We start from the raw sequence: 13,297 nt of genomic DNA, 5'->3' as shown, positions 1-13,297 counted from the left end.
AGGCATGAGCGAAAACCAAACGTACGACTCCAATAACATCAAGGTTTTGAAAGGCCTGGATGCCGTGCGCAAACGACCTGGTATGTACATCGGTGATACCGACGATGGCAGCGGCTTGCACCACATGGTGTTCGAGGTGGTCGATAACTCGATCGACGAAGCATTGGCAGGTCATTGCAGCGAAATCACCATCATTATTCACCCTGATGAATCCATCACCGTGCGTGACAACGGCCGTGGTATCCCGGTCGATATTCACAAGGAAGAAGGTGTTTCGGCTGCTGAAGTCATCATGACCGTGTTGCACGCCGGCGGTAAGTTCGACGACAACAGCTACAAGGTTTCCGGTGGTTTGCACGGTGTAGGTGTTTCGGTTGTGAATGCGTTGTCCAAAGAATTGGTCATGACCATTCGCCGTGCGGGCAAGGTATGGGAACAAACCTATGTTCATGGTGTGCCGCAGGCTCCGATTGCGGCTGTAGGTGATACCGATACAAGCGGCACCCAGATTCACTTCAAGCCATCTGAAGAGACCTTTGCCAATATTCACTTTAGCTGGGACATCCTGGCCAAGCGTCTTCGCGAGCTGTCATTCCTGAACTCGGGCGTTGGCATCATGCTCAAGGACGAACGCACCGCCAAGGAAGAACTGTTCAAGTATGAAGGTGGCTTGCGTGCCTTCGTTGAATACCTGAACCACAATAAAACCGCGGTCAACCAGGTTTTCCACTTCACCGTACAGCGTGATGACGGTGTAGGCGTTGAAGTTGCCCTGCAGTGGAACGATAGCTTCAACGAGAACCTGCTGTGCTTCACCAACAATATTCCACAGCGCGACGGTGGTACTCACCTCGCGGGCTTCCGCTCTGCCCTGACCCGCAACCTCAATGCCTATATTGAGCAGGAAGGCCTGGCCAAGAAGCACAAGATCTCAACCACTGGCGATGATGCCCGTGAAGGCCTGACGGCGATTATTTCGGTCAAGGTACCTGATCCTAAATTCAGTTCGCAGACCAAAGACAAATTGGTTTCTTCTGAGGTCAAGACCGCAGTTGAGCAAGAGATGGGTAAATACTTCTCTGACTTCCTGCTGGAAAACCCGAATGAAGCCAAGGCTGTAGTCGGCAAGATGATCGATGCCGCCCGTGCCCGTGAAGCCGCACGCAAAGCCCGTGAAATGACGCGCCGCAAAGGTGCCCTGGACATTGCAGGCTTGCCTGGAAAACTGGCCGACTGCCAAGAGAAAGATCCAGCACTTTCCGAACTGTACATAGTGGAAGGGGACTCCGCGGGCGGTTCTGCCAAGCAGGGCCGTAACCGCAAGACCCAGGCGATCCTGCCGCTCAAAGGTAAGATCCTCAACGTCGAAAAAGCACGTTTCGACAAGATGATTTCTTCCCAGGAAGTCGGCACGCTGATCACCGCCCTCGGCTGTGGTATTGGTCGTGAGGAATACAACATCGACAAGCTGCGCTACCACAACATCATCATCATGACCGATGCTGACGTCGACGGTTCGCACATCCGCACCCTGCTCCTGACCTTCTTCTTCCGCCAACTGCCGGAACTGGTCGAACGCGGCTACATCTACATTGCCCAGCCGCCGCTGTACAAGGTCAAGAAAGGCAAGCAAGAGCAGTACATCAAGGACGACGAGGCCATGGAAGAGTACATGACCCAGTCGGCCCTTGAAGATGCCAGTTTGCACGTTAACGAGAACGCCCCAGGCCTCTCTGGAGAGTCGCTGGAGCGCTTGGTCAACGATTACCGCCTGGTGATGAAGACCCTGAAGCGTTTGTCGCGCCTGTACCCTCAGGAGCTGACTGAGCACTTTGTCTACCTGCCGGGCGTCAGCCTTGAGCAGCTGGCAAACAAAGCCTTGATGGAGAACTGGCTGGCCTTGTTCGAGGCGCGTTTGAAGGTCACCGAAAAATCCGGCCTGGTCTACAAAACACGCTTGCACGAAGACACCGAGCGTCATCTGTGGGTGCCAGAAGTTGAACTGATCTCGCACGGTAATTCGAGCTATATCATCTTCAACCGCGACTTCTTCGGCAGTAACGATTACAAGACCGTTACCAGCCTGGGCGATCAACTCAACAGCCTGTTGGAAGAAGGTGCCTACGTACAGCGTGGTGAGCGTAAGAAGCCGGTAGCGACTTTCAAGGAAGCGCTTAACTGGTTGATGACCGAAAGCACCAAGCGCCATAGCGTCCAGCGCTACAAAGGTCTCGGTGAAATGAACCCGGACCAACTCTGGGAAACCACCATGGACCCAGAAGTACGCCGCATGCTTAAAGTGCGTATCGAAGACGCCATCGCCGCCGATCAGATCTTCAACACCCTGATGGGTGACGAAGTAGAACCGCGCCGTGACTTCATCGAAACAAACGCCTTGGCGGTGTCTAACCTGGACGTTTGATGGTTGACGCAAGGGAGCGATTAGTCGTTATCTAATAAAAACCCCGGCCTAGTGCCGGGGTTTTTCTTTGTATATCAGGCTATTAGCTAGCGAAAGAAGCCCAATACAGGGTTGGTATGTAGTGAAGCTACAGACGAAAGCCGAAATAATCTCGTTTAGGCTGTGTCTGGATCTGGGAGATTCTGAGAGTTGGACAGAGCAATGCAATTCACACCGATCAAGATAGCATCGTCCATCGCAGGACGATGGGACTCGCTTGCGGCTTTTTTAAAACATAGTGCATGCCGATGTGCCTTGTAGTGGTCAACTAATTACGGACACCTCGATAGATGCATTTCCTCCTATCGAGGTGTCCGGGAAAATAGACCACAACACTTGCATACTCAGGGAAGGGTTTTAAATCGAAGGGTGTGCTTCTGCCATGAGAAGGCCAGCTTCATGCCCACCAATAACGTACAAAGTGAAAGAATACCGGAGCCGCGAAGCAGACCGAGTCAAGCCGGTCCAGCATGCCGCCGTGCCCCTCGATCATGTGGCCCCAGTCTTTTATCCCCCGATCCCGCTTGATCGCGGACATCACCACGCCACCAGCAAAGCCGAGCAGGCAGACAAGTAACGCCATCAAGGCAGCCTGCCAGTAGAGAAACGGCGTGATCCAGCTCAAGCAAGTACCTACAAGCGTTGCCAACGCCACGCCGCCAACAAAGCCCTCGATTGTTTTCGATGGTGACAGGTTTGGCGCGATCTTGTGTTTACCAAACAACTTGCCGCAAACGTACTGCAGAACATCCGACATTTGCACCACGATGACCAGCCAGGCGATAAGCAACAAGTTGCGTCCTGCGTACCCGGGAATGTCCAGGGTCAGTAGCGCGGGTACGCTGGAGATGCAATAAACCGCCAGGGTCAGGCCCCATTGCACCTTGGTTGTGCGTTCGAGAAAGCGAGTGCTATCGCCGCCCAGGGACGACAGGATGGGCAGCAGCAAAAATAGGTAAACCGGGATGAAAATACTGAACAGCTCGTACCAGCCAATCGCGATCAACAGGTATTGCATGGGCAGTGCGAAATAGAAGGCTGCCACCAATGCCGGGTAGTCACTCCGCCGGGTGGGCGTGAGGGTGATGAACTCCCGCAAGGCGCAGAATGAGACCAAATAGAACAAAACGATGACCCCGATATTGCCAAACATAAAGGCAATACCTATCACCACGACCATTACCCACCAGGCATTGATACGTGCATTTAGGTTGTCGATTACAGGGCTCGGCTGGTTGCCAGAGCGCCACTTGAGCAACCAGCCTATGCAACTGGCAACCAGTAGAACAATGCCGATACCTGCAAAGACCAAATAGGTGTTGTTATCCATCTCAAGCCTCCTTTGGCGCGAGGGCGAGCAAGGCATCACTTGAGCGTTGCAGGAAATGTTGTTTCGTCTCAGCCTCCATGACTTCGAGTGGTGCGCCAAAACTCAAGGTACAGAGCAGCGGTAGTGGCAATACCCTGCCTTTGGGCATCACCCGGTTGAGATTGCTAATCCAGACCGGAACCAGCTCGATCTCTGGATGGGCTTTGTGCAGATGAAACAGGCCGCTTTTGAAAGGCAGCAGGCCCTCTTCCAGGTTGCGTGTACCTTCTGGAAAGAAGATTAGCGAGTCACCTTGCGCCAAGGCCTGGTCGATGGCCTGTAGTGGGTCGTCCTGTCGGCCCGCTTGCCGATCCACCAATACTCCATTGAATATATTTTTAATCACATAGCGGCGCACTTTGCTGCTGAGCCAATAGTCGGCGCCGGCAACCGGTCGCGTGCGCTTGCGCAGGTGCGCTGGCAGGGATGCCCACAACAATACAAAGTCACCGTGGCTGCTGTGGTTGGCAAAGTACAGGCGCTGCACAGGCTGGGCTGTTGTACCCAGCCATAGGGCACGTGCCCCGGTGAGAATTCGGGCTGCGGAGGTGATGCAAAAGGCGAGTGCGCGGGCAAGCATTAGAAGTCCTTTTCAGCCGAGATGATCAATGCGTGAGCAGCCAGGGCAAGCTGACGATAGTCAGTAACGCTAGTGCGCATTGCCCGATTAGGCAAAGCCCCTGGTTGCGTAACAGCCGCAACGCACCTTTGCTGCGGTCCGTCCAAGTGCGTGGAATAGTGGCGGATTGTTGCAAGCCCAGCTCTTCAAGTGCTTGATCTAGCTCAGCAGTGCGTTCGGTTAACTGCCCAATCTGTTGGCTCATGTGGCTAAACAGTTCGGCGTCGACTTCGACTCGCGCAGCCCAGTATTTTTCAAGCAGTCCCAGCGTAATGAGCGCGGCACAGAGCATCGCTTGAGCAACACTGGTTGGAAATCCGAGTAGAGGCGCCAGGCCCAGCAGCAATGCAACCAGGCTCAATGCTGTGGATAAGCGGTCAAGCAGGCGGCCTCGGCGCAACAGTACTGCGCACAGGTACAGCGAGCCGCTAGTAGGCATTGTCGAGACCTCGGTTGCCGGCTGTTTCAGGTAGTTGCAGCATCATTTCAATGGCAAGCAATTGCGGTTGTTGCAGCACAACTTGAGGGCGTGCCTGGCGGATCAGGGCCAATGCCGCATCTGTGCTGCTGCAGCGCTTGCTGTAGAGCAACCAAGCCGCTAGTGCTGTGGCACTGCGTGAATAACCCAATGCGCAGCAAACCAGAACCTTATCTGGGTAAGTCTTTCGCAGTGACTCGATTGCTTTGGCCGCTTGCAGACAAGTGCTGGCATCGGGAGCGGTTAAATCCAGTACCGGTAGCGCACGATACCCTGGTGTCTTGACGCTTATGGGCAGCTCGGCACATAAATCAACAATTGCGCTGAAGCCAGCCTGCTGTTGCTGGCTTGGGATTCGCCCGAGGTAAACCCCGTCAATCACCTCATCGGCTTGTGGGTGCTTGCGGGTCCAGGCCCGCGAGTTTAGCCAGGCGCCCAACAGATAAGGCCCGTACAGCCAGGATACTGCCCAGCTCAGTTGCCCGTTAGCCTGCTTTTGAAAACCCTGCGCGCCGAAAGCCGCATAGTTGAGTGCGACCAATGCCAGTGATAATGCTGGCCAGAGTAGCCACAACCAGGCGCCACCGAGCTTGGTTGCAAGCGCCAGCAGCATAAGGCTGGCGAGCAAGTATTTGAGTGCCAGGCTCCAGCGCTTGGGCTCTGTTGTCAGGCGCCATAGCCGCAAGGGGCCAGGCCCGTTTTCAGGCCACAACCAGACACACAGCCAACCCGCCAGGACGCCAGTAGGCAGGTCGATAAAGTGATGTTGCCAAGTGGTCAAAACCGATAGGCCGATCAATGCAAACCAGCCATGCAGCAACCAGCGCCAAGCGCCAGTCGTATGTCTGGCGAAGCATACCCAGAGCACGATCAGCAAGGTGATGTGCAGGGATGGAGCCTGGTTATAGGGTTTGTCGAAGCCCATCAGTATGTCGAACAGGGTGCCGAAAGTACCAGACAACTCGGGGCGGGTGACGGTGAATTGCAACGGCCAGACCAGAAAGCCAAGGATACAAATGAACTGCGCGCTGAGCAGGCGCAGGCCATGCCGATCCATCTCTGCACGGTCACGGGGCAACAGAAACGATAAGCCATACAGCAGGTCGATCGACCAGTAGGGCACAATGCTCCAAGGCCAGAGCGGGATATGTTTCTCCCAGGCAAAGACCATGGTGCCGATGTCGTCACGCTGCGCAGTGTAGTTATTGGCGAAGTTGTAGCTGATGAAAAACAGCGGTGCCAAAAGCAGTAGCCACATCACCCCGCGCTTCCAGAGTATGCCACCCTGCTTTGCTGGCGCGGCGCCCATCAGTCAATACGCTGAGCGATGGATACGGTAAAAATGCCCCACTCATCGATACGTTGGCTGACTTTGCGAAACCCTGCAGCAGCCACCAGTTGATCCATTTCCGCCTGGCTGCGGCGGCGCATGACCCAAGCCTGCCCATTGCGATGGCTGGTCAGCGCGCGGGCGATAAGCTCCAGCTGTGGATGCCAGGGTTGGCCGGTATAGATCAAATAACCGCCCTGCTCCACCGCCGCGGCCAGGCCAGCCAGGGAATCGGCGATCATGCTGTTGCTGCCGAACAGTTCATACAGGCCAGAGACCACGGCAAGCGTTGGCCTTGGGCTCAAGCTGGCCAAGTCATCACGATCAAAGGCATCACCCTTTACGAACTGGGCGATGTGCTCAAGACCTTTTTGCTTGATCAGCGCAGAACCGTCTCGCACGTTAATGTCGCTGTAGTCGCGCAACAGGATCGATTCAGGCTTGTCCGTCGCGTGCTCTATGGCTTCGAGGATATAGCGGCCATGCCCGGCGGCAATATCGACAATACGCACTTCGCTCGATTGCTCGCGAAGTTTTTTGATCGCCAGGTTCAGCAGCTCTTCGACATGCACTTTGCGTTGCCGAATGCCGCGCCAGCCTATGGAGTTGAGGTAATGCTTGTCGATCATTCGGCCGATAGCCGAGGTGCCGGCCGGGGTATTTCGATACACGTAATCAAGCGTGCTGCCTGAGTCGAACCCGGTTTCAAAGCCCAGTTTGACCCCGTTCGACATGCGGCTGCCCAGCTTCATGCTGGCACGGGTCGCACGCCAGTAACGGCCAGCCAGTGAGTTCTGTGGCAGTGGCGCCGCCAGGGTTTCCGACTCGGCGCAACTTGCACCGATAAGGTCTGCCGCCAGCAATGACGGGCGACTCATGGGCTGGCTGAAGGTTTGCCGGATAAAGCGGCGGATGCGTCCTAGCGCCTGTTCACGGTCTTTTTCCCCCAGGGTGTCGTGAAAGAATCCGGGCAGGATGTGCTGTTCTTTTTGCACGCTGCCAAGGCGCTCATAAAACTGCTGTTGCGGCTTGCGATGCACCACAAAATCAGCGCCGGAAATCAGCACCTGGGTTGGAATCTGGATCGCCTGGGCATCAGCCACTACCCGCTCGGCGGCTTCATACAGGCCAAGCAGCATGTTTACTGAAATGGCGCGGGTGATCAGTGGGTCGCTGTCGAACGATTCAATACGCTGTGGGTCGTGGCTGAGGTACTTGGCCTTGACGTAGCTATTGACGAAGAAGTTGCCACGCAGCGCTTTGATCAACTTCAGGCCGGGCCGGGCAAAAGGTACATAGAGTTTGACCTTGAACGCTGGAGACGCCAGCACAAGCGAGCGAATGTTTGGGGCATAGTCGTGGGCCCAGGTCGCGACGACGACGGCCCCGACACTTTGCGCTATAACGCTGATGTCCTGCTCAGCGATGGCATGGGTGGCTGTGATGTGCTCGATGAAGCTTTGCACGTCGCGCACACTGCAGCCGAAGCTTGGGCTATCGCCACGAGCACCCGGTGAAAGACCGTGGCCGCGCGCATCCCAGGCAAAGAAGTCAAACTCCTCCAGGCCTAGTTCGTCCACCAGGTGAGCCATGCGCCCACCGTGCTCGTGGCCGCGATGGAACAACACGATCGCCTGCCTTGGCTGGCTGCTGCCTGTCCGGTTAGCGGCCCAGTGGCGGTAGAACAACTCAACCCCGTCATGGGTTTTGAAACGACCTTCCTTGAGTTCATGCATCGCTACTTCCCTGCCGTTGTGCTGGCTTCATCGCCAGTGATTGGGGCAACTTCAGCAAGCCCTCGACGTACTCGATTGTAGGTGGTGTAGACCAGCAGTCCAGTGATCAGTATCAACAACAGATTGATCCACACAGCCGAGAGCAGTCCGCAGGCGACACCTGTAGCCATAACGCCAAATGCAAAGGCTCTGTCACTCTTGCCCATAGGACCGTCGTAGCGGCGTGAGGCGCCGACCATTGGGCCCATTACGCCCGCGAACTCGCTGATCACCGCAAGCAACACCACTGCTATTACCAGCGCGCTATTGACCCCGGCCAGCAAGGCAAAAGGCAAGAACAGGGTGCTGTCCGCAATCAGGTCGCAGAGCTCGTTGAGATAGGCACCGAGCCGTGATTTTTGGTTGAACTCGCGGGCGAGCATGCCATCGATGGCATTGAGCGCCATGCGCACGATCATCCACAGCGCCAGCAAGATAAACAGCCAGTTGTGTTCAACACAGAGTGCCAGCAATGCACCCAGCAGCAGGGAAACAACCCCAGCGGCAAGCGTGACTTGATTGGCCGTGACACCGCGCTGGTACAGCCGCGTAACCAGCGGGCGCAATAGCGCTTGAAAGCGGGGTTTAAGCTGATAGATCGATATCATGGGGCACAAGTCCTTCCTGGTCTTGGGTAAATCATTAAAGGCGCTTCTGGAAAACCACTGCGTCCGCTACGGCAGCCCATGTTTGAGACTGTTGCTCCCGTTGCTCGTTGCGCCTTGTTCTATCGCCGTTTGTTACCTTTTCCAGAGAAGCATGCATCCTTGCCGGGCAGGGCTTACCGGGCTTGCTCTAGCGGGCTGGCCGAGGGTTCATCCTTCAGGCAACCAATATCACGTTGCGCCTGGCTGACCCATGCAAAGGCACGGTCGTTTAGTTCGGCGATGGCGCGCGGGCCCGTGCCTTCAGCATGCATTGGCGCACCAATGATTACCTGGATGGTGCCCGGCTTCTTGCCCCAGCCCTCTTTTGGCCAGTATTTGCCGGCATCGTGGGCGATCGGCAGTACCGGCAAGTTGGCATTGACCGCAAGGGATGCGCCGCCGCGTGAGAACTTGCCTATTTGCCCGGTAGGCATGCGTGTGCCTTCGGGAAATACCAGCACCCAGCAGCCGAGCTCCAGGCGCTCGTGCCCCTGTTTTGCAAGCTGCTTGAGCGCCGCCTTGGGATTGCTGCGATCAATGGCGATGGGCTTGAGCATGGCCATTGCCCAGCCGAAAAAGGGTACATACAACAGCTCGCGCTTGAGCACTTGGCTCAGGGGTTCAAACAGGGCTGAAAGAAAGAAGGTTTCCCAGGTGCTTTGGTGTTTGGAAAGAATCACACAAGGCGTATCCGGGATGTTCTCCAGGCCTTTGACTTCATATTTGATGCCAACCATGGTGCTGGTCAGCCATACGGCAAAGCGGCACCAGTTCTGGTTGACGAAGCGGTAGCGTGCGCGAAACGACAAAAACGGCACGATAAAAAAACTCAGGGTGCACCAGAGAAACGAGCTGGTCGCCAGCAGGATGTAGAAGAAGAAAATGTTGATAGCCCGCAGTTTCGACATAAGTGCATGTACCGTCGCGGGCAAGCCGCGCTTTATTGATTAAGTAAGTATCCAGCAACTGCTGCCAGATCATCGAATATCAAGGTATTGGCTGGCAATCCTTTGGCCAGTGTGCGCTCGCCTTTGCCGGTTTTTACCAAAACTGGCTGACATTCGACGGTTGTGGCCGCCTGCAGGTCACCACTGCTGTCCCCCACAAACCATACACCCTTCAGGTCTACCCCATAATGCGCGGCGATGCTGTGGAGCATGCCTGGTTTTGGCTTGCGGCAAGCGCAGCCTTCATCCGGGCCATGTGGACAATACATGATCAAGCCGATTTCACCGCCCTGCTCGGCCACCAGCTGGCGCATGCGCTGGTGCATGGCTTCGAGTTCGGCCAGGCCGTAGTAGCCGCGACCGATGCCGGATTGATTGGTGGCGATGGCGATGGTCCAGCCGGCCTTGGACAAGTCGGCAATCGCCGTGATCGAACTGGGGATGGGAATCCATTCTTCAACGGATTTGATGTAGGCGTCGGAGTCGTGATTAATCACCCCGTCGCGGTCGAGAATCAGTAGCTTCATGGCGCATCTCAAAAGTCAGTAAAGCTTAACCGCGCGGGCTGCCAGGCAGCAGCGCCGCACGGTTAACCTGCGTCAGCTCAGGACCGAGATGTCCGCAACACCGAGGAACAAGCCACGCAGCTTCGCCAGCAAGGCATAGCGGTTGGCGCGCACATTCGGGTCTTCAGCGTTGACCAGTACGGTCTCGAAAAAGCTGTCGACCGGTGTGCGCAGCGAGGCCAGCTTGGCTAGCGCTTCGTTGTACATCCGTGCTTGCGCCAGGGGTTGTACCGCTTGCTCTGCCTGTTGGATCGCGGCGTTGAGGGCGAACTCGCTTGGGGTATCAAAGTAATGCGCAGCGATGCTGGTGGCGATCTTGCCATCAGCCTTGCCGAGCAGGTTCGAAACCCGCTTGTTGGCCGCCGCCAGCGCTTCGGCTTCAGGCAGTTTGCGGAATGCCTGCACTGCTTGTACGCGCTGGTCGAAGTCGAGCGGCGAGACCGGGTTTACTGCGCGAACAGCCTGGTAAACCGCTACGTCGACGCCTTGGTCCTCGTAGCGCGCACGCAGGCGGTCGAAGATGAACTCCTGCACTTGCGCGGTGAGACCGGCTGCCTTGATTTTGCTGCCGAATTGCTTGATGGCAAACTCAACCGCATCGGTCACGTCCAGCTCAAGCCCTTTCTCGATCAGGATGCGCAGCACGCCCAATGCCGCACGGCGCAGCGCATAGGGATCCTTGCTGCCGGTTGGCAGCATGCCGATACCAAAGATACCGACCAGGGTGTCGAGCTTGTCAGCCAGGGCAACAGCAGCGCCTGTCAGGGTGCTTGGCAGTTCAGCGCCAGCGCCGCGGGGCATGTACTGTTCGTTCAGCGCCAGGGCAACGTCTTCGGGCTCGCCGTCATGCATGGCGTAGTAATAGCCAGCGATGCCCTGCATTTCCGGGAATTCGCCCACCATTTCACTGGCCAGGTCGCATTTCGAGAGTAAGCCCGCACGGCCAGCGCGGGTGGCATCGCCGCCAATCTTCTCGGCGATATAAGCCGCCAGTGCCGACACGCGCTGGGCTTTGTCGTAGACCGAGCCCAACTGTGCCTGGAACACCACGTTGGCCAAACGCTGGTTGAAGGTTTCGAGTTTTTGCTTCTTGTCCTGCTTGAAGAAGAACTCGGCATCGGTCAGGCGCGGACGAACAACCTTCTCGTTGCCCGAGATGATTTGCGCCGGATCTTTGCTCTCAACGTTGGCCACGGTGATAAAGCGCGGCAGCAACTTGCCTTCGGCGTCGAGCAGGCAGAAGTACTTCTGGTTGTCCTGCATGGTCGTGATCAGCGCTTCTTGCGGCACCTCGAGGAAGCGCTCTTCAAAGGAGCACACCAGCGGTACTGGCCACTCAACCAGCGCACTGACCTCATCAAGCAATGCAGGAGGCACTATTGCCGTACCCTGTTGCTCAGTCGCCAGTTGTTCAATGCGCTTGCTGATTTGTTCGCGACGCTCGGCAAAGTCAGCAATGACATAGGCCTTGCGCAGGTCTTCGGCATAGTTGGCCGGTGCAGTGATGGTCACTTCAGTGTTGTGGTGGAAGCGATGGCCACGGGAGACTCGACCGGCGGTCTGGGCGAGTATCTCGCAATCAAGCACCGTGTCGCCAAACAGCATCACCAGCCACTGGCTTGGCCGCACGAATTCGGTACGACGCGCGCCCCAGCGCATGCGCTTGGGAATCGGCAGGTCGTTGAGCGCGGTTTCGACCATCTCTGGTAATAGTTGTGCGGCCTTTTTGCCGACGATGGTCTGGCTGAAACGCAGCTTTGGACCACTGGCGTCGATTTCGGACAGGTCCACGCAGCACTTGTTGGCGAAACCCAGAGCCGCCTGGGTCGGGTTGCCATCAGCGTCGAACGCCGCTTTGACCGGTGGGCCGTCGAGGTTCATCACTCGATCGGGCTGCTCGGTGTCGAGCTGCTCGACCAGCACCGCCAGGCGACGTGGCGCGGCGTAGTAACGGGCCTTGGCGTAGTTGAGTCCAGCGGCCTTGAGGCCTTTTTCAATCCCGGACAAGAACGACTCACCCAGGGTTTTCAGGGCTTTTGGCGGCAGTTCTTCAGTGCCCAGTTCTACCAGAAAGTCTTGTGCACTCATTCTGCAGCCTCCAGCTTAGCCAATACTTCATCACGCAGTTCAGGGGTGGCGAGCGGGAAGCCGAGCTTGGCCCGAGCTTGCAGGTAGCTTTGCGCAACGTTGCGAGCCAGGGTACGCACACGCAGGATGTATTGCTGGCGCGCGGTAACCGAGATCGCTCGGCGCGCATCCAGCAAGTTGAAGGTGTGCGAAGCCTTGAGCACCATTTCATAGGTTGGCAGCGGCAACTCTAGTTCGATCAGGCGATTGGCTTCAGACTCATAGAAGTCGAACAGCTCAAACAGCTTGTCGACGTTGGCATGCTCGAAGTTGTAGGTCGATTGCTCGACTTCGTTCTGGTGGAACACATCGCCATAGGTGACCTTGCCGAACGGGCCGTCGGCCCACACCAGGTCATACACCGAGTCAACGCCCTGGATGTACATGGCCAGGCGCTCAAGGCCGTAGGTGATTTCGCCCGTCACCGGGTAGCACTCGATGCCACCGACTTGCTGGAAGTAGGTGAACTGGGTGACTTCCATGCCGTTGAGCCAGATTTCCCAACCCAGGCCCCAGGCGCCAAGCGTCGGCGATTCCCAGTTGTCCTCAACGAAGCGAATATCGTGCACCAGTGGGTCGATACCTATGGCTTGCAGCGACCCCAGGTACAACTCCTGGAAGTTTTCCGGGTTTGGCTTCAGCACGACCTGGAACTGGTAGTAATGTTGCAGGCGGTTGGGGTTCTCGCCGTAGCGGCCATCAGCCGGACGACGGCTGGGCTGCACATAGGCCGCGTTCCAGGTCTCTGGACCGATGGAGCGCAAGAATGTAGCGGTGTGGAAAGTGCCAGCACCGACTTCCATATCATAGGGCTGCAGCACAACACAGCCTTGCTCAGCCCAGTATTTTTGCAGGGCGAGAATCAAATCTTGGAAGGTGCGCACGGCAGGCGTAGTCTGGCTCACGAAAAATTCACCTGTTTTGGCTGCGACAGAAAGAGCGGGAGTATACCGCAAACCGCGTGGCCTAGACCTGCTA

Annotated in this window: 11 protein-coding genes; 1 reads left to right on the top strand and 10 read right to left on the bottom strand. The window is 56.7% G+C overall.

What is annotated here, in order from left to right:
• The first annotated feature begins 4 nt into the window (after positions 1–4).
• The gene (gyrB, locus tag CHB79_RS12030; RefSeq protein WP_089360095.1) at positions 5–2,422 is read left to right on the top strand and encodes a DNA topoisomerase (ATP-hydrolyzing) subunit B; all 2,418 of its coding nucleotides are present in this window, start codon (positions 5–7) and stop codon (positions 2,420–2,422) included.
• 436 nt (positions 2,423–2,858) lie between these two features.
• Here gyrB and CHB79_RS12025 read toward each other — a convergent pair whose 3' ends face one another.
• From CHB79_RS12025 to glyQ, 10 genes are all read right to left on the bottom strand, one after another.
• Positions 2,859–3,791, bottom strand: coding sequence for a phosphatidate cytidylyltransferase (locus tag CHB79_RS12025; RefSeq protein WP_089360094.1), 933 nt, complete (start codon positions 3,789–3,791; stop codon positions 2,859–2,861).
• Position 3,792: 1 nt separating this feature from the next.
• Complete coding sequence (locus tag CHB79_RS12020) at positions 3,793–4,410, bottom strand: lysophospholipid acyltransferase family protein (RefSeq protein ID WP_089360093.1); 618 nt, start codon at positions 4,408–4,410, stop codon at positions 3,793–3,795.
• A gap of 25 nt (positions 4,411–4,435) precedes the next feature.
• Complete coding sequence (locus CHB79_RS12015) at positions 4,436–4,888, bottom strand: hypothetical protein (RefSeq protein WP_089360092.1); 453 nt, start codon at positions 4,886–4,888, stop codon at positions 4,436–4,438.
• Positions 4,878–6,185 carry a phosphatase PAP2/dual specificity phosphatase family protein gene (locus CHB79_RS12010; protein ID WP_245851459.1) on the bottom strand — a complete coding sequence of 436 codons (1,308 nt, stop codon included), beginning with the start codon at positions 6,183–6,185 and terminating at the stop codon, positions 4,878–4,880. Before CHB79_RS12010 ends, CHB79_RS12015 begins: the two co-directional genes overlap by 11 nt.
• A gap of 50 nt (positions 6,186–6,235) precedes the next feature.
• Positions 6,236–7,993 carry a bifunctional alpha/beta hydrolase/class I SAM-dependent methyltransferase gene (locus tag CHB79_RS12005; RefSeq protein ID WP_089360090.1) on the bottom strand — a complete coding sequence of 586 codons (1,758 nt, stop codon included), beginning with the start codon at positions 7,991–7,993 and terminating at the stop codon, positions 6,236–6,238.
• A 2-nt stretch (positions 7,994–7,995) separates the two neighbouring features.
• On the bottom strand, positions 7,996–8,640 hold the full coding sequence (locus CHB79_RS12000; protein ID WP_089360089.1) for a CDP-alcohol phosphatidyltransferase family protein: 645 nt from the start codon (positions 8,638–8,640) through the stop codon (positions 7,996–7,998).
• Positions 8,641–8,813: 173 nt separating this feature from the next.
• Positions 8,814–9,587: a lysophospholipid acyltransferase family protein gene (locus tag CHB79_RS11995; protein ID WP_010487917.1), complete on the bottom strand. Its 774-nt coding sequence runs from the start codon at positions 9,585–9,587 to the stop codon at positions 8,814–8,816.
• A gap of 32 nt (positions 9,588–9,619) precedes the next feature.
• Positions 9,620–10,153 carry a D-glycero-beta-D-manno-heptose 1,7-bisphosphate 7-phosphatase gene (gene gmhB, locus CHB79_RS11990; protein ID WP_089360088.1) on the bottom strand — a complete coding sequence of 178 codons (534 nt, stop codon included), beginning with the start codon at positions 10,151–10,153 and terminating at the stop codon, positions 9,620–9,622.
• A gap of 72 nt (positions 10,154–10,225) precedes the next feature.
• A complete protein-coding gene (gene glyS, locus CHB79_RS11985; protein WP_089360087.1) occupies positions 10,226–12,280 on the bottom strand; it encodes a glycine--tRNA ligase subunit beta in 2,055 nt (684 codons plus the stop codon).
• Positions 12,277–13,224 (bottom strand): glycine--tRNA ligase subunit alpha, encoded by a 948-nt coding sequence (glyQ, locus tag CHB79_RS11980; RefSeq protein WP_010487922.1) that lies wholly within the window; start codon positions 13,222–13,224, stop codon positions 12,277–12,279. Before glyQ ends, glyS begins: the two co-directional genes overlap by 4 nt.
• Positions 13,225–13,297 lie beyond the last annotated feature (73 nt).

Origin of the sequence: Pseudomonas segetis, assembly GCF_900188155.1 — a bacterium.
Taxonomy (GTDB): domain Bacteria; phylum Pseudomonadota; class Gammaproteobacteria; order Pseudomonadales; family Pseudomonadaceae; genus Aquipseudomonas; species Aquipseudomonas segetis.
The sequence above is the reverse complement of the archived record's forward strand: the minus strand, read 5'-3'. Positions and strand labels throughout refer to the sequence as shown.

Coding starts and splice junctions, on each gene's coding strand:
- gyrB (WP_089360095.1), top strand. CDS start 5: ATGAGCGAAAACCAAACGTACGACTCCAATAACATCAAGGTTTTGAAA.
- CHB79_RS12025 (WP_089360094.1), bottom strand. CDS start 3,791: ATGGATAACAACACCTATTTGGTCTTTGCAGGTATCGGCATTGTTCTA.
- CHB79_RS12020 (WP_089360093.1), bottom strand. CDS start 4,410: ATGCTTGCCCGCGCACTCGCCTTTTGCATCACCTCCGCAGCCCGAATT.
- CHB79_RS12015 (WP_089360092.1), bottom strand. CDS start 4,888: ATGCCTACTAGCGGCTCGCTGTACCTGTGCGCAGTACTGTTGCGCCGA.
- CHB79_RS12010 (WP_245851459.1), bottom strand. CDS start 6,185: ATGTGGCTACTGCTTTTGGCACCGCTGTTTTTCATCAGCTACAACTTC.
- CHB79_RS12005 (WP_089360090.1), bottom strand. CDS start 7,993: ATGCATGAACTCAAGGAAGGTCGTTTCAAAACCCATGACGGGGTTGAG.
- CHB79_RS12000 (WP_089360089.1), bottom strand. CDS start 8,640: ATGATATCGATCTATCAGCTTAAACCCCGCTTTCAAGCGCTATTGCGC.
- CHB79_RS11995 (WP_010487917.1), bottom strand. CDS start 9,587: ATGTCGAAACTGCGGGCTATCAACATTTTCTTCTTCTACATCCTGCTG.
- gmhB (WP_089360088.1), bottom strand. CDS start 10,153: ATGAAGCTACTGATTCTCGACCGCGACGGGGTGATTAATCACGACTCC.
- glyS (WP_089360087.1), bottom strand. CDS start 12,280: ATGAGTGCACAAGACTTTCTGGTAGAACTGGGCACTGAAGAACTGCCG.